A 17,809-nucleotide genomic window follows, 5' to 3' on the forward strand; every position below is an offset into this window, starting at 1 on the left:
CCCCGCGTTGGAGCGGGCATGAAGAGGATCCTCACCGCCGTGGCCCTGACCGCTTTCGCCGCCGCCGGTGCCGCGGGGGCCGCCGGCACCGCGGCCGCCGACACCGGCGGCGTGAACCTGCCCTCGGTCGTCCCGCTCAGCGGCGTCCTGGACCCCGGGGCCACACCGGCCGGCACGCCCGGCCTGCCGCCCGCGAACGCGGCGGTGGAGCGGCTGCTGCCGAAGCTCTGAGCCCCTGTACGTTGCTGGACGTACGAAGGCGGCGGGACCCCCCACGGGCCCGCCGCCTTCGCGTCTTCCGCGACTCAGGAGTACGCCGGTCCGCTCAGTCGGCCACCACCAGGGACGGGGTCTCCCTGGTCAGGACCTCGCCGCGGAAGAAGGCGGGGCTGCGGCGCTGCATGACCAGCATGATCACCACGCCGAGGAGCAGCAGGCCGACGCCGATCACGAAGACCGAGCCCATGCCGAGGACGGCGGAGCCGGAGCCGTACGCCGGGTCCCACATGTCGTACAGGGTCTTGCCGAAGACGGCGGTGAGCATGAGGCCGCCGAGCAGCGGCATCAGGCCCTTGAAGGCGAAGTCCCGGAAGGAGCGGAACAGCTCCTTGCGGAAGTACCGGACGCAGGCGAAGGCCGTCAGCGCGTAGTAGAAGCAGATCATCAGGCCGAGGGCGTAGATGGTGTCGACCAGGACGTGCTCGCTGACCAGGGTCATCACGGTGTAGAACGCGCCGGTGGCGACGCCCGCCACGATCGTGGCCCGGCCGGGGGTCTTGAAGACCGGGTGGACCTCGGTGAAGGACTTCGGCAGCGCCTCGTACGTGGACATCGCGAGGACCGTGCGGGCGACCGGGATGAAGGTCGTCTGGAGGCTCGCGGCGGCGGAGGCCAGGACCGCGACGAAGAGCAGGACGCCGAGGGTGGGGCCCATGACCGGGCCGGCGAGGGCGGCGAAGACGTTGTCGGAGGTCTCCGGGTTGGCGAGGCCGAGGCCCTGCTCGCCGGAGCCGACGGCCATCTGGGCGGCGATGCCGGTGGCCAGGTACGAGCCGACCAGGACGACCATCGCGATGAGGGCGGCGCGGCCGGGGGTCTTCTCGCTGCCGGTGGTCTCCTCGTTGGTCGCCATGCAGGCGTCCCAGCCCCAGTACATGAAGATCGAGAGCGAGAGTCCGGCCGTGAAGGCGGCGAAGGACTGCACCGCGAAGGGGTTCATCCAGGACCAGGAGAAGTCGACCGAGGTCTCGAACGAGCCGGCCTTGGTGAGGGCCATGCCGACGAAGACGGCGAGGACGACGAGCTGGAGGCCGACGAGGGCGTACTGGACGCCCTTGGTGGCGGTCATGCCGCGGTAGCTGATCGCGGTGGCGGCGGCGATGAGGGTGAGGCAGGTGACGATGTGGACGGCCTTGTTGCCGTCGAGGGCGGCGACGGACTCGCTGCCGGTGATCTCGCCCGCGAGGAGCCAGAAGTACGAGGTGGCGACGCCGGCCAGGTTGGAGAGCACGATGATCGTCGCGATCACCAGGCCCCAGCCGCACATCCAGCCGATCTTGGGCCCGAAGGCCTTCACGGTCCAGGTGAAGGAGGTGCCGCAGTCCGGCATGGCCTTGTTGAGCTCCCGGTACGCGAAGGCGACGAGGAGCATCGGGAGGAAGCCCGCGAGGAAGACGGCGGGCATCTGGAGCCCGACCTCGCCGGCGGTGGAGCCGAGCGTCGAGGTCAGACAGTAGACGGGGGCGACGGTGGAGACGCCGATGACGGCGCTGCCGAGGAGGCCGACGGAGTTCCCGCCGAGGCCTTTGGTGCGCACGCCGTGGGTGTCGCCCGGGGCGTCGACGCCCCTTACCGTGTCTCCGGCCAGCGGCCGTGCTTCCACCTGAGTCATGAACAGGACGTTAAATGCTGCGGTTTCCCTACCCGAAAGATTGAAATCCGCGTGACCGGTCGATTACCGCCTTGCATTGATGGGGTCTGAGCGGGCACTCGCCAATGATTGAAAGATCGACCAACCGGACCACCCGACCAACCGGTAGGTCCGTCGATCGGCGTCCGATATGCGGGAACCGCAGCGTGGCCCGAAATGTCCGTTTCTAAATTTTCCCGAGGAAATTTTCGTGGGCCGGGCTCGGGGGCCGGGGGGTGCCACCAGGGGCTTCGGCGGGGAGAGAGCGGGGGCGGGGCGTGCGGCGGGGTCCGGTCGCCCCCCGCCCGTCTCCCGGCGAGATGCTGCCCGCCCCCGCCGAGACGCCGGCCGACGCCCCGTACAACGGTCCGGCAACGCCCCCGCTCCGGCCGACCCGATGCTGACGGACTCCCCCCGGACAAGGCAGACTGTCCCGGGCGAAACCAGCGGTACGGCAGGGGGAGCTATGGACCGTGAGGACGGGCCGCGAGTCCCGGCGCAGCGGGCTGCGGAAACGGGCGGGAACGCCCCGGCAGCCCTGGAAAGCCCGGCGGGTACGGAGGCCGCGGCAGGTACGGAGGCCCCGGCCGGGGCGGACGAGGGCGCGGACGCGCACCGCGGCGCGGGCAACGGCAACGGGGCGCTGCGCTTCGGGGTGCTCGGCCCCGTACGGGCCTGGCGGGGCGGCGAGGCCGTGCCCACCGGGTCGCCGCAGCAGCGCGCCCTGCTCGCCGCCCTCCTCCTGCGCGGCGGCCGCACCGCCACCGCCGCCGAGCTGATCGACGCCCTCTGGGGCGAGGAACCGCCCTCACAGGCCCTCGCCGCCGTCCGCACCTACGCCTCCCGGCTCCGCAAGGCCCTCGGCCCCGAGGTCCTGGTCAGCGAGTCCGGCGGCTACGCCCTGCGCGCCTCCGCCGCCGTACTCGACCTCACCGCCGCCCAGGAGCTGGCCGGCGAGGCCGAGAAGCTGCGGGCGGGCGGGGACCGCGCGGCGGCCCGGGCGCGGCTCGCCGAGGCCCTCGACCTGTGGGACGGCGAGGTCCTGGCCTCCGTGCCCGGCCCGTACGCCGAGGCCCAGCGCACCCGCCTGGAGGAGTGGCGGCTCACCCTCCTGGAGACCCGGCTCGACATCGACCTGGAGGTCGGCGCGCACGCCGAGGCCGTCTCCGAGCTGACCGCGCTCACCGCCGCGCACCCGCTGCGCGAGCGCCTGCGCGAACTGCTCATGCTGGCGCTCTACCGCGGCGGACGGCAGGCCGAGGCGCTCGCCGTGTACGCCGACACGCGCCGGCTCCTCGCCGACGAGCTGGGCGTCGACCCGAACCCCGAGCTCTCCCGGCTCCAGCAGCGCATCCTGCGGGCCGACGCCGAGCTGGCCCGGCCCGTCGAGGAGCCCGCCCCGGCCGCCGCGCCCGTCGCGCGCCCGGCGCAGCTGCCGGCGACCGTGCCGGACTTCACGGGCCGCGCCTCCTTCGTACGGGAGCTGGGCGCCCGGCTCGCCACCGCCGAGGGGCACGTCATGGCGGTCTCGGCGCTCGCGGGCATCGGCGGCGTCGGCAAGACGACCCTCGCCGTGCACGTGGCCCACGAGGCGCGGCCGCACTTCCCGGACGGGCAGCTGTACGTCGACCTCCAGGGCGCCGGGTCCCGGGCCGCCGCGCCCGAGACCGTCCTCGGCTCCTTCCTGCGCGCGCTCGGCACCCCGGACTCGGCCATCCCCGACTCGCTGGACGACCGGGCCGCGCTCTACCGCTCCACGCTCGACGGGCGCCGGGTCCTGGTCCTCCTGGACAACGCCCGCGACGCGGCCCAGATCCGCCCGCTCCTTCCCGGTACGGCGGGCTGCGCGGCGCTGGTCACCAGCCGGATCCGGATGGTGGACCTGGCCGGGGCGCACCTGGTCGACCTGGACGTGATGTCCCCGGAGGAGGCGTTGCAGCTCTTCACCCGGATCGTGGGCGAGGAGCGGGTGCGGGCCGAGCGGGAGGCCGCGCTCGACGTGGTCGCGGCCTGCGGCTTCCTGCCGCTGGCCATCCGCATCGCCGCGTCCCGGCTGGCGGCCCGCCGCACCTGGACGGTGTCGGTCCTGGCGGCGAAGCTGGCGGACGAGCGGCGGCGGCTCGACGAGCTCCAGGCGGGGGACCTGGCGGTCAAGGCGACGTTCGAGCTGGGCTACGGGCAGCTGGAGCCGGCCCAGGCGCGCGCCTTCCGCCTCCTCGGCCTGGCCGACGGGCCGGACATCTCGCTCGCGGCGGCGGCCGCCGTCCTGGACCTGCCGCTCTGGGACACGGAGGACCTCCTGGAGGCCCTGGTCGACACCTCCCTGCTCGAATCGGCGGCCCCGGGCCGCTACCGGTACCACGACCTGGTCCGGCTCTACGCACGCGCGTGCGCGGAGAGGGACGAGCAGCCGCCGTCGGAGAAGGAGGCGGCGCTCTCCCGGCTCCTCGACTTCTACCTGTCGACCGCCGCCCGCGTGTACGCCATCGAGCGCCCCGGCGACCGGCTCGTGGACCACCTGGAGCCCACCGAGTACGACGGCCTGTCCTTCACCGACCGCCACGAGGCCCAGGACTGGCTCTACGCCGAGGCCAACTGCCTCCTGGCCACGGTCCGCCGGTCCGCCGCCTCACCGGCGACGCTGCGGCGGGGGGTGGACCTGCTGTGGGCGTCGCTGGACCTCGGCGAGTCGGGGGCGAACTCCAAGGAGTTCGAGGCCACGGGCGTCGTCGTGCGCGACGCCGCCCGCACCCGCGCGGACGCCAGGACCGAGGGCCGCGCCCTCATGGTCCTCGCGGGCGTCCACCACACGGCGGGCCGCTTCAAGGAGGCGGACCGCGACGCCGAACTCGCGCTGCCGCACGCGGAACGGGCCGGGGACCCGGTGCCGGCCTGCTGGTCCGCCAACGCGCGGGGGATCATCGCGCTGTACCAGAACCGCTTCGCGGAGGGCGAGCAGCACCTCACCCGGGCGATCGAGCGCTTCCGCGGGATCGGGGACGAGCCGGGGGAGGCGAGCGCCCTCTGCAACCTGTCGCGCATCCACCTGGCCATGGGCCGTACGTCGAGCGCCATAGCCCTCGCCAGGCAGGGCACCCGCATCTACGACGCGATGGGGCACGCCCTCCGGGGCGCCAACGGGCGGTACGCCCTCGGTCTCGCCCTCACCCAGGACAACCAGCTCGCCTCGGCGGCCGAACACCTCCGCGAGGCGCTGGCGGTCTTCGCCGACAGCCGGCAGCGGCTGTGGGAGGGCATGACCCTCTTCCGGCTGTCCGAGGTGGACCTCGCCGCGCGCCGGCACGCACAGGCGGCGTCGAACGCCGAGATGGCCCTCACCGTGCTGCGGGGCATCGGCGGCGAGTGGCGTCGGGGCAACGTCCTCACCGTCCTGGGCCGGGGCCTCTTCGGCATCGGGCAGAGCGGCCGGGCGGTGGTCTGCTGGCAGGAGGCGCTGGGCATCTTCGAGGGCCTCGGCGCTCCGGAGGCCGACGAGGTCCGCGCGCTCCTCGTCCCCGCGACGGCCGCGTGACCGCGGCTGCCAGGGCGTTCATCGTTCGTTTATCGCCGCACGGCATGCTCTTCCCCATGACGAGCCGTCGCGTCGGGGGGCAGACGGATCGTCGGTGAGGGCCACCACCCGGGAGTACTAGGGTGATCGGCCCCGGAGATTCGCCCGGCTGTCCAACGGGGGAACGGCCGGGCGAATCTCCTCACGACACGGACATCACACGCAGGAGTTGACGAGCATGACCGATTCGATCAAGCAGGACCCGATCACCACCAAGGACATGCACGCCACCTCGGAGCCCGCGGTCGGCGCGATCACCGCGAAGATCACCGGCCCGGCCGACGAGGCCGTCACCACCAAGGACATGCACGCCACCTCGGAGCCGGCGATCGGCGCGATCACCGAGAAGGTCACGGGCGACGAGGAGCACGTGGCGAAGCCGGCCGACTAGTCCACTCCCGACGGGGAACGGTCGCGGCGGCGACTTCGGGGGAGCCGCCGGGGCCGGACGGGTCCGGTCGACGGGGGAGCACACGGGCTCGGGGGACGTCCGGCGGAACCAGGGGGGATCCGCCCGACAGGGCCCGTGCGCGACGCGGTCGGACCACCGCACAGGAAGGGGTCGGGCAACTGCCCGGCCCCTTCGGCACGTCCGGCTACGGGCGCGCGTCGAGGCGGTGCCGGAGCGAGCCGTCCGGGCCGAAGACGTCCATCAGGTAGCCCCGTTCGAGGGAGACGCCCTCCTCGCGCTCCAGGTAGCCGGCGACCGAGACCTCGAGCGCGTCGAACCGCCCGGCGTCCCGTTCCTCCCCGCGCGTCCACACGGTCACCAGGGGAACGCCCCCGGGGCCGGCGGCCCGCTGGATCCCGTACACGTCCTCCGCCCCGCCGGACCGGCGGTAGCGCTCGGCGGTCCGGGACGCCTCGTCGGGGGCGGCGGTGGCGGTGACCGTGGGCCCGGGGGTGACGCTCGGGTCCCGGCGGTCCGGGTCCGCGTCCCGGGAGGTCGCCGGGGAGCAGCCGGAGACCAGGAGGACGCTTCCGAGGCAGACCGCCAGGGCCGCCGGACGGGTGAGGGAACGCATCGGGTCATTGTCGTGGGGGTACGCGCGGGCCACCAGGCCCCGCCGCCGGAACGGCTCGATTCCGACGGCCCGCACCCGTCCCCGGGCCGCGTGGCGGGTCCCTCCGACCCGGCGTAGCGTCGGGAGCGAGAGCCGGACCACCCTGGAGGCCGCTTCGATGATCCGCAACGTCGCCGGCGCCGTCCTGGCTCTCGCCGGAGCGACGGCCGCCGTTCTGAGCCCCTTCCGTGCCTGGTACGACGGCCGTCACGGGCGCGACTACGCCCTGGACGAGCTGTTCACCGGCATCAGCGAGGCGAAGGCCGACCTCTGGTGGTCGCTCCTGCTGCCCTTCGCCTTCGCCGCCCTCCTCACCCTCGTCGGCCTGGTGCTCCGCTCCCGGCTCCTCGTCGCCCTCGCCGGGCTCGTCGTCCTCGGCTTCACCGTCTTCTGGATGGTCCGCGTCGGGCAGTACGAGGGCAGCCTCACCGTCGGCGGGGACGGCACGGGCCTCGGCGACGGGGTCGCGAACGCCCTCGGCGGCGGGATCCTGCTGCTGCTCGGCGCGCTCGTGATGTCGGGGCGGAGACGGAAGAGGGAGCGGCGGGAGGACCGGCGGGAGGTCTTGAGGGAGCCGGAGGAACCGAGGGCGTACGCGCCCCCGTCGGGGCCCGACCCCCGCGCGACGCCCGTGTCCGACCCGTACGGGGCGCCCGCGGGCGATCCCCGGGAGGCCTCCTCCCCCGGCCCCTACGACCCGTACGACCCCTACGGGTCCGAGCCGACCCGGACCTTCGACGTCCCCGGACAGGGCCGGGACCGGGATCAGGGCCGGGAGTGGGGTCAGGGGCCGGATCAGGGCCAAGACCCGGACCGGGACCGGGGCCCGGACCAGGGCGGGCCCGGCACCGGGCCCCGCTGAGCCGCCGGGCCGCCGGTCGGCCGGTCGTCAGCGGGGCGCCGCCGCCCCCCGCCCCGTCGCCGTGCCCTTCACCGCGTCCAGCGCGTACACGCAGCGGTCCTTGCTGCACGCGTACACCACCCCGCCCTTCGCCACCGGCGAACCCGTGATCTCGCCGCCGGTCGCGAGCTTCCAGCGCAGCTGCCCGCCGGTCGCGTCCAGGGTGTACAGGACGTGGTCGGCCGAGCCGAAGTGGATCCGGCCGTCCGCGACCACCGGGGAGCCGACCAGCTCGCCGCCCGCCGCGAACCGCCACCGGGGCGTGCCGGTGACCGCGTCGAGCGTGTAGAGCGCGCTGCCGCTGCCCACGTGCACGTTGCCGTCCGCGACGAGCACCGGCTCGGCCGACTGGCGCTGCTCGGTCGCGATCCGCCAGCGGTCCTGCCCGGTGGTGGCGTCGAGCGCGTACACCGTGCCCAGGTGGTCGGCGAGGTACACCCCGCCGCCGGTGACGGCCGGGCCCGGCGCGAAGGCCGGCGGGGAGAGGAAGACAGCCGGCGCCTCGAAGTGCCAGCGGACGTGCCCGGCCGCGATGTCGATCGACAGGACCCGGGTCCCGGCCGCCACGTACACGTAGCCGTCCTCGGCCGGGGCCACCCGTACGGGTACTCCCCCGCAGGAGGCGGCGTCCCCGATCGGGTACGACCAGCGCTCCGCCCCGGTCCGCGCGTCGAGGGCCCACAGCCGGGCGTCCCGCCACACGTACACGGTGTCGCCGTGCACGACGGGCCCCGCCTCCGGGGTCTCGAAGTCGGTCTGGGCCCCGGTGACCTCCCACAGCTTGGCGCCGTTGGAGGCCTCCCAGCCCTGGACCCCGCCACCGCGCGTCCCGGTGACGACCGTGCCCCGGTCGACCTTGAGCGCGTACACCCAGGCGTCGGTGCGCAGCCGCCAGCGCTCGCCGCCGTCGCCGGCGTCGAGGGCGTACAGGGTGGGCCCGTCGGAGGCGTGGATGCGGCCCCCGGCGACGGCCATGGACCAGGCCACGTCCCGGGTCTTGAACTGGCGCCGGCCGCTGCCCGTGTCCAGGGCGTGCACCTCGAAGGAGGTGACGTACAGCAGGTCGCCGTCGACGACCGGGGTTCCCCAGACGTCGTTGGACATGCGGAAGCGCCAGGGCCGCCAGTGGCCGGGCTCCGGCGGGGGCGGGGTCGGCTCGGCCCCCTGCGCGGGCACGTTCAGCGGGCGGGAGCCGGGCGCCGGGCCGGGCTCGGCGCCGTGCGGGCCGCCGCCGGGCGGCCTGATCCAGCCGGTCGCGGGGCCCGCGTCGGCGCCCCGGCCGACGGCGAGCGCCGCCCGGGTGTCGGCGACCCGGGGGCCGGGGCCGATGGGCACGGTCCCGCCGCCGAGCCGCACGGGGCCGCCCGCGCTCCCGGCGGGGCCCGCGTGCCGGCCGCCGGCCGGGGCGGGCTCGGGCCGGCCGCCGTTCCCGGGCCCGCGGTCCGGGCCGTACGGGTCGGGGAACGGGCCCGGCGGGTCCGCCGGCGGCGGGGGCACGGGCGGGACGGGCGGCGCGGCCACCGGCCGGTTGCCGCCGCGCCGCCGCTCGATCATGGCGGTGGCGCTCAGCGGCAGCCAGGCCGAGGCCGTGCCGCTGTCGTCGCTGCCGGGACCGAAGAGGTGCGGGGCGAGCTGGGCCTGGAGGTCGGCCGGGCTGGGCCGCCGGGCCACGTCCATCTGCATGCAGGACTCGATGAGGGGCCGCAGCTCGTCGGGCAGGCCCTCCAGGTCGGGGCCCTCGCGGAGCAGCATGAAGACGGTCTCGACCGGGTTGGCGCCGTGGTAGGGCGCGTGGCCGGTGGCGGCGAAGACCAGCATCGAGCCCAGCGAGAAGATGTCGCTGGCGCCGGTGACGCTGCGCGAGTCGCGGGCCTGCTCGGGCGACATGTAGGCGGGGGTGCCGACGGCGACGTTGGTCATGGTCAGGCGCGTGTTGGAGACGCCGGACGCGATGCCGAAGTCGATCACCCGGGGGCCGTCCTCGACGACGAGGACGTTGGAGGGCTTGAGGTCGCGGTGGACCAGGCCCGCCCCGTGGATGGACTGGAGGGCCTCGGCGACGCCGGCCGCGAGCCAGCGCACGGCCTGGGCCGGGAGCGGCCCGCACTCGTTCACTATCTCTTCGAGGGAGGGCGCCGGTACGTAGGCGGTGGCCAGCCAGGGCACGGCGGCGCGCGGGTCGGCGTCGACGACGGCGGCCGTGTAGAAGCCCGAGACGGCCCGGGCGGCCTCCACCTCCCGGGTGAAGCGGACCCGGAACAGCTGGTCCTCCGCGAGCTCCGTGCGCACGGTCTTGATCGCCACGCGCCGGCCCGAGGCCGAGCGCGCGAGATAGACCAGGCCCATTCCGCCCGCGCCGAGCCGGCCCAGCACCTCGAAGGGCCCGATGCGTCTCGGGTCGTGCTGCGTCAGCTGCTCCACTTGCCTGCCACCTCCCCGTACGGGCCATGAGGGTACAGCCCCGTGGCCCTGATTCTTCCTGTCCGGCGGCCCGGTGGCGAACCCGGGGGCGGATCGGGGTGTCGCCCGGTACGGGGGGCGGGCCGGTACGGGGTGCCCCGGGCGGGACGGGTGCGGGCTTACCGGTCGGTACCGTCCGATTCCGGTGCGGTGCGGGGTGCGGTCGCCGGTCCGTCCTCCGGCTCGGCGAGCACCGCGAAGAGGGCGCCCTGATTGTCGCGGAGGACGGCGACGCGGCCGTGCGGGGTGTCGCGGGCCGGGGCGACGACCCGGCCGCCGAGCCGGACGGTGGTGTCGCAGGCCCGGTCGCAGTCCTCGACGCAGAAGTAGGTGAGGACGTGGCCGGGCATCTCGGCGGGGAAGTCGTCGGTGATCACGGCCCGGCCGCCGAAGGCGCTGTCGTCGCCGGGCCGGGAGCCGGGCGGCGACCAGATCCGGTAGTCGAGGTCGGGGCCCGCGCCCTCCTCCTCGGGGTCGGCCTGGCGGCCGAGGTAGCCGAAGACGGTGGCGTAGAAGGTGTCGACGGCGTCGGGGCGGCGCGTGTACACCTCCATCCAGCAGAAGGCGCCCGGCTCGTTCACCGCCGCGAAGCCGTCGTCGTCGCCCGCCTGGCGGAGGCCGAAGACGGCGCCGCCGGGGTCGGCGGCGAGCGCCAGGACGCCGAAGGGGCCGACGGGGTACGGGTCCATGACCATCCGGCCGCCGGCGGCCCTGATCCGGGCGGCGAGGGTGCCGGCGTTCTCGGTGGCGAGGTAGACGGTCCAGGTGGTGGGCATGCGGCCGTCCCGCTTGGGCACGAGCCCGGCGACCCGGCGCCCGCGCAGCAGGGCCTCGTCGCGGTCGGGGTCGAAGGTCCAGCCGAAGAGCTCGCCGTAGAAGCGCTTGCCCGCCTCCAGGTCGGGGAGCTGCGCGTCCACCCAGCACGGGGTGCCCTCAGTACGTACGGCCATGGCTCCACGCTAGGACGGCGGCACCGGCCGCGCGCGACCCGGCGGGCGGGCGGAGGGGCGGTCCGGCGGGGTGGGACCCTTGTGGTGCTTGGGTTGTCCACCGAAGTTGTCCACAGACTGTTCATAACTCTATTCGGGTACGGGATCCCCCGTTCGGCCCTCGCGCCCCCGGCACCGCCCGCCCCTCCCCGGCGCCGAGATTGGCTCAATACCGACCGTCCCCTTCCCCTCACCCTCCGCGCCGCACCCGCGCCCACCTCGCACAATGCGGACGCACGGGGGTGCACCCCATTTGCAGTCGGCCGAATCGCGCCCCGAGGCCCCGTCGGTAAGCTGACGGCATGACAGGACAAGTACGCACCGTCGACGGCCGCGTGGCCGGTCGACGCGGTCAGGCGACGCGGCAGAAGCTGCTCGACTGCCTCGGTGAGATGCTCAGCTCCTCGCCCTACCGGGACGTCAAGGTCATCGACGTGGCCCGCAAGGCGGGTACTTCACCCGCGACGTTCTATCAGTACTTCCCGGACGTCGAGGGGGCGGTTCTGGAGATCGCGGAGGAGATGGCGAAGGAGGGCGCCGGCCTCGCCGACCTCGCCTCCGGCCGCTCCTGGGTCGGCAAGGCCGGCTGGCAGTCCTCCGAGGAACTGGTCGACGGCTTCCTGGACTTCTGGCGGAAGCACGACGCGATCCTCCGCGTCGTGGACCTCGGCGCGGCCGAGGGAGACAAGCGGTTCTACAAGATCCGGATGAAGCTCCTGAACTCGGTCACCAACTCCCTGACGGACGCGGTGAAGGAGCTCCAGGCCAAGGGCAAGGTCGACAAGGACGTCAGCCCCGCCGCGATGGCCGGCTCCCTGGTGACGATGCTGGCCGCGGTCGCGGGGCACCAGAAGGGCTTCCAGACCTGGGGCGTGAAGCAGGCCGAACTCAAGCCGAACCTGGCCCTGTTGGTGCACCTGGGCATCACCGGCAAGAAGCCGACCAGATAGCCGAACCCCTCCTTCACCCGTCCTGTCGCCGACGCCGGCGGCGGCCCGCACCCACGGACCGCCGCCGGCGTCGCCGTCTCTGCCGCCCCCCGTGACTACCGTGACCCCATGACGACCGACTTCGACCGCGCCCTGCGCTCCCTGCGGGTCTGGGACACCGCGCTGCCCGCCTTCGACCCGGCGGGCGCCCCGCCCGGGCCGCTGGCCCTCTTCCACGACTGGTTCACGGCGGCGGTCGCGGCCGGGCAGTCCGAGCCGCACACCCCCTTCCTGGCCACCGCGGACGAGGACGGCCGCCCCGACGTGCGGGTGGTGATGCTGCACGGCGCCGACGCGCGCGGCTGGCACTTCGCCTCGCACTCCACCAGCGCCAAGGGCCGCCAGCTCGCCGCCCGCCCGGAGGCCGCGCTCGGCTTCTACTGGCCGGTCCAGGGCCGCCAGGTCCGGGTCAGGGGCCGTGTCGCCACCGGCACCCCCGAGGAGGCGTACGAGGACCTCCACGCCCGCACCACCGGCGCCCTCGCGGCCGCCCTGGTGGGCCGGCAGAGCGAGGTCCTGGACTCCCCGGAGACCCTGGCGGAGGCGAGCGCGGCGGCCTGGCACCGGGCGGAGGCGGAGCCTGACGCCCCGGCCCCCACCTGGACCCCGTACACGGTCGAACCGGACGAGGTCGAGTTCTTCCAGGGCGACGAACGCCGCCGCCACGTCCGCCTCCGCTACCGCCGCGACCCGTCGTCGCCCGACGGCTGGACCCGTGAACTCCTCTGGCCGTAAAGCCCGTCGACCGCCCCCTACTCGCTCCCCGCCGGATACATCTCCTCGACCTCCCGCGTGAAGTCCCGGAGCACCGCGCCCCGCCGGAGCTTCAGGGACGGGGTCAGGTGGCCCGAGGTCTCCGAGAAGTCGGTGGTCAGGACGCGGAAGGCGCGGATGGACTCGGCGCGGGAGACGAGCCGGTTGGCGTCGTCCACGCCCCGCTGGAGGGCGGCGAGCAGTTCCTCGTCGCGGGTCAGTTCCCAGAGCGCCAGGTGCTCCTTGCCCCGCATCCGCCGCCAGTGCGACAGGCCCTCGTGGTCCAGGGTGATCAGGGCCGTGACGTACGGGCGGTCGTCGCCGAGCACCATGCACTGGGCGACCAGCGGGTGCGCCCGCAGCCAGTCCTCCAGCGGGGCGGGGGCCACGTTCTTGCCGGCCGAGGTGACGATGAGGTCCTTCTTGCGGCCGGTGATCCGCAGGTAGCCGTCGGCGTCGAGCGAGCCCAGGTCGCCGGTGGGGAACCAGCCGTCGTCGGTGTACGGCACGGCCGCCCCGCGCCGCGCGTCCCAGTACCCGGCGAAGACGTGGCCGCCCCTGAGCCAGACCTCGCCGTCGTCGGCGATCCGGACGGCGGTGCCCGGCAGCGGCCAGCCGACGGTCCCGGTGCGCGGGCGGCGCGGCGGGGTGACCGTGGAGGCGGCCGTGGTCTCCGTCAGGCCGTACCCCTCGAAGACCTCGACGCCCGCGCCCGCGAAGAACTCCGCGAGCCGGGCGCCGAGCGGGGAGCCGCCGCAGATCACGTACTTCACGCGTCCGCCGAGCGCGTTCCGTATCCGCCGGTAGACCAGCGGGTCGTAGAGCGCGCGGGCGGCGCGCAGCGGCAGCGAGGGCGAGGCCTCCTGGCCGTAGCGGCGGGCGACCCGGGCGGCCCGGTCGAAGGAGGCGGCCCTGCCGCCGCGTTCGGCGGTGGCGCGGGCGGTGTTGAAGACCTTCTCCAGGACGTACGGGATGGCCAGGAGGAAGGTGGGCCGGAAGGCGGCCAGGTCGGCGAGGAGGCCGTCGCCCTCGACGGAGGGCGCGTGCCCGACCCGCACCCGGGCGCGCACGCAGCCGACGGAGACCATCCGCCCGAAGACGTGCGAGAGCGGCAGGAAGAGGAGGGTGGCGGGGGGCTCCTTGGTCTCCGAGACGAAGACGGGGTGGAGGAGCCGGACGGCGTTGTCGACCTCGGCGAAGAAGTTGGCGTGGGTGAGGGCGCAGCCCTTGGGGCGGCCGGTGGTGCCGGAGGTGTAGACGAGGGTGGCGATGGTCTCGGGGGTGAGCAGCCCCCGGCGGGCGGCGACGGCCTCGTCGGAGACCCGCTCCCCCGCCCGGCGGAGCAGTTCGACGGCGCCGGTGTCGATCGCCCAGAGGTGGGCCAGGCCGGGGAGCTGACGCCGTTCGGCGGCGACGAGCCGGGCCTGCTCGGGGTCCTCGACGACGCAGGCGGCGGCGCCGGAGTCCTGGAGGATCCAGCGGGTCTGGAAGGCGGAGGAGGTGGGGTAGATCGGGACGGTGACGAGTCCGGCGGCCCAGGCGGCGAAGTCGAGCAGGGTCCACTCGTAGGTGGTGCGGGCCATGAGGGCGAGCCGGTCGCCCGGCTGGAGGCCGTGGGCGACGAGGCCCTTGGCGACGGCGTGCACCTCGGCGGCGAAGACGCCGGCCGGGACGTCGTACCACTCGCCCTCCGGTCCCTTGCGGGAGAAGAGGGGGGTGTCGGGGTCCTGGCGGGCGTTGTCGTAGGGCAGGTCGGCGAGGGAGCCGCGGGCGATCCGGGGGGCCAGGGCGGGGACGGAGACCTCCCGCACCTCCCCGTCGACCAGGAGCTTGTGCGGTTCGACCGGCTCGGTCCCGGCTGCGGCGGTGACGACGGACACGTGCGGCTCCTCGGTCTTCGCGACGAACTGGGACGTGCGGGGCGTACGAGGTGTGCGGGGACGTGCGGGGACTGCGGGACGTACAGAGACGTACAGGGACGTGCGGGCTAGCGGGACGTACGGGCGAGCGGGGCCGAACCGGTGTGCCGTACAGGCGCGTTGAAGCCCCCGCCGATTTAACCAGTCAGTAACCTTACTGTGCGGTAAGGCTCAACGGGGAGACCAGCGCTCGCTTTTCATGAGGTTCCCGAGCCCGGCCCAGGCGAAGTTCATCAGCGTCGCGGCCGCCTCCTTCGCCGTCACGCCCGGCGTCTCGTTCGCCCAGGTCGCCAGGGACTCCGCCGAACCGACCAGGGCCTGCGCGAGCGCGGTCACGTCCCGCTCCGTGATCGTCGCGGCTCCGTGCGCCTCACGCGCCGCCTCGCCGATGAGCCCCGCCACGTAGACCGCGATCTCCTCCCGCATCCGGGACGCCTCGGTCGCGAACGGCTCGCCCTGCGTCCGGGCCTGCCGGCTCAGCACCACCCAGGAGTCGGGGTGCTCGGCGGCGTACGTGAAGAAGGCGAGCAGTCCCGCCCACAGCCGCTCGTCGGGCGGCAGCTCCCGGCCCTCGACCCCGGCGGCCACGGCGGCGAGCAGCGCCTCGGCCTCCCGCCGGATGCAGGCGGTGAAGAGCTCCTCCTTGGAGTTCAGATAGAGGTACACCAGCGGCTTGGAGACCCCGGCGAGCTCGGCGATCTCGTCCATGGAGGCCGTCTGGTACCCGTGCCGCGCGAAGCTCCGCACGGCCGCGTCCAGCATCTGCCGCTCCCTCACGGCACGCGGCAGCCGCCGCGCCTTCGCACCGTCGGCCATGACGCCCACTCCCTGCTTCCCGCCGCTTCCAAGATCTTTCGAACACCCCCGGAGCAGCCTAGGGCCTGTCCGGCGGATCAGGGTCGGGCAGGACGCGGCGTCCGGTGCATGGGGTCTCCCCGGGCCCGCAAGGGCCCGGGGGAAGGCTCGCAAGGCGCCGGAGCGGGTCGATGGCGGAGCTGTCGGGCCGTTTCGGCAACGCGGCGTGGGGGCACCTCCCGTGCCCGAAGGGCTACGGGGGAGCCGTGCCGGGCGTCGCGGCCCCGGCCGTGATCCGCCGGACAGACCCCGGTGCCCCCGCCCGGCAGGGGACGGGGGCACCAGGAGCCGTTACGTGTCGGTCAGGCCGCGACCAGGACCTTCTCGTCCTCGGTCCGCGTCTCGGTCGGGTCGTCGATCGGGGACGACGAGGCGTTCTCGTACGCGGTGTGGTCGAGGATCTTCTCGCGGGCGGCGACGATCACCGGGATCAGCGCCTGGCCCGCGACGTTCGTGGCGGTGCGCATCATGTCGATGATCGGGTCGATCGCCATCAGGAGGCCGACGCCCGCGAGCGGGAGGTCCAGGGTGGAGAGGGTCAGGGTCAGCATCACGGTCGCGCCGGTCAGGCCGGCCGTGGCCGCCGAGCCGACCACCGAGACGAAGGCGATCAGGAGGTAGTCCTGGATGCCGAGCTGCACGTCGAAGATCTGCGCGATGAAGATCGCGGCGAGCGCCGGGTAGATCGCGGCGCAGCCGTCCATCTTGGTGGTGGCGCCGAACGGGACGGCGAAGGAGGCGTACTCCTTCGGGACGCCGAGGCGCTCGGTGACCTTCTGGGTGAGCGGCATGGTGCCGACCGAGGAGCGGGAGACGAAGGCCAGCTGGATGGCCGGCCAGGCGCCCTTGAAGAACTGGACCGGGCTGACCTTGGCGACGGTGGCGAGCAGCAGCGGGTAGACGCCGAAGAGGACGATCGCGCAGCCGACGTACACGTCGGCCGTGAAGGTGGCGTACTTGCCGATCAGCTCCCAGCCGTAGTCCGCGATGGCGAAGCCGATGAGGCCGACGGTGCCGATCGGGGCGAGGCGGATGACCCACCACAGGGCCTTCTGGAGCAGTTCGAGGACCGACTCGGAGAGGGCGAGGATCGGCTTGGCGCGGTCGCCGAGCTTCAGGGCGGCGATGCCGGCGACGGCGGCCATGAAGACGATCTGGAGGACGTTCAGCTCGGTGAAGGGCGTGATGACGTCCGTCGGGACGATGCCGGTGAGGAAGTCGATCCAGGAGCCCTCGCGCTTCGGCATCTTGCCGTCCTGCGGGGTGAGGCCGGTGCCGGCGCCCGGGTTGGTGATCAGGCCGATCGCGAGGCCGATGGCGACCGCGATCAGGGAGGTGATCATGAACCAGAGCAGGGTGCGGGAGGCGAGCCGGGCGGCGTTGTTCACCTTCCGCAGGTTGGTGATCGAGACCAGGATCGCGAAGAAGACGAGCGGGGCGACGGCCAGCTTGAGCAGCTGGACGAAGATGTCGCCGACCTGGCCGAGGGTCTCCTTCAGCCAGGAGACGTCCTGGCTGCGGGCGATCCAGCCGAGCAGGGCGCCGAGGACCAGACCGACGATGATCTGGGCCCAGAAGGGGACCTTGGGTATCCGGGACGAGGGCTTGGACTCAGGAGCCTCGGAGGCCCCGGAGGCCTCGGAAACGGACGCGGACACAGACACACTCCACAGGGCGTATCGGGGGAATACGGGGACGGGGGTGCGGCGCACACGCGCGTTCGTGCGCGGGGCCGCTGCATGCTGCCGGGGAGGTCAGAGCTCGCGGCGACAACAGGCCGCGGACATACAGCGGCAGAGATCGACGTGCAGGCGCGCCACGAGCGGGTTGCTCGCGGCGTCGGTGAGGCGCGCTGCGGTCTTCATGTCGAACACGTTAACACTTGAACTTTGAGAACCTCAAAGCTCTTCTTTGGGGTGCGGGAGCGTCCCGCCGCCTCCGAAACGCAGAGAACCCCAGGCAGGAGCCTTGGAAGCTCCCGCCCGGGGTGAAATGTGTGAGGAACCTTACGGAACCCTTACACGTCCTCCCGGGTCCGGTTCTCGGCCAGGCGCCCCTTCGCTCGGTCGACCTTCTCCACGATCTCGGCGCTCATCTCGTCGCGCTGCCCGCGCAGGAGGACGAAGCTCAGCGGGGCGGAGACGACGATGGAGAGGACGAGGACCCAGAGCAGGTTGGAGTCGCCCAGGCCGCGCGGCAGCGCGCCGACGTAGACGAGGCCCCACAGGGCGAGGAAGCACCCGGCGAAGATCCCGAGCCGCAGCACCGTGTAACGGAGCATGTGAGTCCACTCTTCCTGTTCCGAAAAGATCCCATACGGGACGAGCGTCCTCCCAGTGAAGCACGGGACCGCCGGGCCCCCGGTACCGGCCCTCTTGAGCACCCGCTAAGTAATGGAT

General features: G+C 73.8%; 14 protein-coding genes. 6 read left to right on the forward strand and 8 right to left on the reverse strand.

Annotation, left to right across the window (positions count from 1 at the left end; all coding sequences use genetic code 11):
- Positions 1–18: 18 nt before the first annotated feature.
- Positions 19–231 carry a hypothetical protein gene (locus CP977_RS15035; RefSeq protein WP_062754596.1) on the forward strand — a complete coding sequence of 71 codons (213 nt, stop codon included), beginning with the start codon at positions 19–21 and terminating at the stop codon, positions 229–231.
- Between the two features lie 94 nt (positions 232–325).
- Here CP977_RS15035 and CP977_RS15040 read toward each other — a convergent pair whose 3' ends face one another.
- The gene (locus CP977_RS15040) at positions 326–1,891 is read right to left on the reverse strand and encodes an APC family permease (RefSeq protein ID WP_062754594.1); all 1,566 of its coding nucleotides are present in this window, start codon (positions 1,889–1,891) and stop codon (positions 326–328) included.
- A gap of 484 nt (positions 1,892–2,375) precedes the next feature.
- Between CP977_RS15040 and afsR the strand changes: the two genes are divergently transcribed.
- A complete protein-coding gene (afsR, locus tag CP977_RS15045; protein ID WP_062754592.1) occupies positions 2,376–5,441 on the forward strand; it encodes an SARP-family global regulator AfsR in 3,066 nt (1,021 codons plus the stop codon).
- 217 nt (positions 5,442–5,658) lie between these two features.
- Positions 5,659–5,871 carry a hypothetical protein gene (locus CP977_RS15050; protein WP_062754590.1) on the forward strand — a complete coding sequence of 71 codons (213 nt, stop codon included), beginning with the start codon at positions 5,659–5,661 and terminating at the stop codon, positions 5,869–5,871.
- Between the two features lie 205 nt (positions 5,872–6,076).
- Here CP977_RS15050 and CP977_RS15055 read toward each other — a convergent pair whose 3' ends face one another.
- A complete protein-coding gene (locus CP977_RS15055) occupies positions 6,077–6,505 on the reverse strand; it encodes a hypothetical protein (RefSeq protein ID WP_062757031.1) in 429 nt (142 codons plus the stop codon).
- 157 nt (positions 6,506–6,662) lie between these two features.
- Here CP977_RS15055 and CP977_RS15065 point away from each other — a divergent pair, with 157 nt between their 5' ends.
- A complete protein-coding gene (locus tag CP977_RS15065) occupies positions 6,663–7,406 on the forward strand; it encodes a hypothetical protein (RefSeq protein WP_152370289.1) in 744 nt (247 codons plus the stop codon).
- 27 nt (positions 7,407–7,433) lie between these two features.
- Here CP977_RS15065 and afsK read toward each other — a convergent pair whose 3' ends face one another.
- Both afsK and CP977_RS15075 read right to left on the reverse strand, forming a co-directional pair.
- Positions 7,434–9,866 carry a protein serine/threonine kinase AfsK gene (gene afsK, locus CP977_RS15070; RefSeq protein WP_062754588.1) on the reverse strand — a complete coding sequence of 811 codons (2,433 nt, stop codon included), beginning with the start codon at positions 9,864–9,866 and terminating at the stop codon, positions 7,434–7,436.
- A gap of 158 nt (positions 9,867–10,024) precedes the next feature.
- Complete coding sequence (locus CP977_RS15075) at positions 10,025–10,855, reverse strand: VOC family protein (protein WP_062754586.1); 831 nt, start codon at positions 10,853–10,855, stop codon at positions 10,025–10,027.
- Between the two features lie 341 nt (positions 10,856–11,196).
- Between CP977_RS15075 and CP977_RS15080 the strand changes: the two genes are divergently transcribed.
- Both CP977_RS15080 and CP977_RS15085 read left to right on the forward strand, forming a co-directional pair.
- A complete protein-coding gene (locus tag CP977_RS15080; RefSeq protein WP_062754584.1) occupies positions 11,197–11,844 on the forward strand; it encodes a TetR family transcriptional regulator in 648 nt (215 codons plus the stop codon).
- Between the two features lie 108 nt (positions 11,845–11,952).
- Positions 11,953–12,618, forward strand: coding sequence for a pyridoxine/pyridoxamine 5'-phosphate oxidase (locus CP977_RS15085; RefSeq protein WP_062754582.1), 666 nt, complete (start codon positions 11,953–11,955; stop codon positions 12,616–12,618).
- A 17-nt stretch (positions 12,619–12,635) separates the two neighbouring features.
- On the opposite strand, the gene CP977_RS15090 is transcribed toward CP977_RS15085, so the two are convergent.
- The 4 genes from CP977_RS15090 to CP977_RS15105 all read right to left on the reverse strand — a co-directional run bounded on the left by CP977_RS15090 (position 12,636) and on the right by CP977_RS15105 (position 17,691).
- Entirely contained in the window at positions 12,636–14,516 is a 1,881-nt protein-coding gene (locus CP977_RS15090) for an AMP-dependent synthetase/ligase (protein WP_152370290.1), read from the reverse strand.
- Positions 14,517–14,726: 210 nt separating this feature from the next.
- Entirely contained in the window at positions 14,727–15,371 is a 645-nt protein-coding gene (locus CP977_RS15095; protein WP_183953330.1) for a TetR/AcrR family transcriptional regulator, read from the reverse strand.
- A gap of 341 nt (positions 15,372–15,712) precedes the next feature.
- The gene (locus CP977_RS15100) at positions 15,713–17,068 is read right to left on the reverse strand and encodes a dicarboxylate/amino acid:cation symporter (RefSeq protein ID WP_062754578.1); all 1,356 of its coding nucleotides are present in this window, start codon (positions 17,066–17,068) and stop codon (positions 15,713–15,715) included.
- A gap of 359 nt (positions 17,069–17,427) precedes the next feature.
- Positions 17,428–17,691, reverse strand: coding sequence for a DUF4229 domain-containing protein (locus CP977_RS15105; protein WP_062754575.1), 264 nt, complete (start codon positions 17,689–17,691; stop codon positions 17,428–17,430).
- Positions 17,692–17,809 lie beyond the last annotated feature (118 nt).

Origin of the sequence: Streptomyces cinereoruber, from assembly GCF_009299385.1 — a bacterium.
In the GTDB taxonomy this organism is placed as follows: domain Bacteria; phylum Actinomycetota; class Actinomycetes; order Streptomycetales; family Streptomycetaceae; genus Streptomyces; species Streptomyces bikiniensis.

Bases quoted from the DNA above. Each gene is read 5' to 3' on its own strand.
- CP977_RS15035 (WP_062754596.1), top strand. From the start codon at position 19: ATGAAGAGGATCCTCACCGCCGTGGCCCTGACCGCTTTCGCCGCCGCC.
- CP977_RS15040 (WP_062754594.1), bottom strand. From the start codon at position 1,891: ATGACTCAGGTGGAAGCACGGCCGCTGGCCGGAGACACGGTAAGGGGC.
- afsR (WP_062754592.1), top strand. From the start codon at position 2,376: ATGGACCGTGAGGACGGGCCGCGAGTCCCGGCGCAGCGGGCTGCGGAA.
- CP977_RS15050 (WP_062754590.1), top strand. From the start codon at position 5,659: ATGACCGATTCGATCAAGCAGGACCCGATCACCACCAAGGACATGCAC.
- CP977_RS15055 (WP_062757031.1), bottom strand. From the start codon at position 6,505: ATGCGTTCCCTCACCCGTCCGGCGGCCCTGGCGGTCTGCCTCGGAAGC.
- CP977_RS15065 (WP_152370289.1), top strand. From the start codon at position 6,663: ATGATCCGCAACGTCGCCGGCGCCGTCCTGGCTCTCGCCGGAGCGACG.
- CP977_RS15075 (WP_062754586.1), bottom strand. From the start codon at position 10,855: ATGGCCGTACGTACTGAGGGCACCCCGTGCTGGGTGGACGCGCAGCTC.
- CP977_RS15080 (WP_062754584.1), top strand. From the start codon at position 11,197: ATGACAGGACAAGTACGCACCGTCGACGGCCGCGTGGCCGGTCGACGC.
- CP977_RS15085 (WP_062754582.1), top strand. From the start codon at position 11,953: ATGACGACCGACTTCGACCGCGCCCTGCGCTCCCTGCGGGTCTGGGAC.
- CP977_RS15095 (WP_183953330.1), bottom strand. From the start codon at position 15,371: ATGGCCGACGGTGCGAAGGCGCGGCGGCTGCCGCGTGCCGTGAGGGAG.
- CP977_RS15105 (WP_062754575.1), bottom strand. From the start codon at position 17,691: ATGCTCCGTTACACGGTGCTGCGGCTCGGGATCTTCGCCGGGTGCTTC.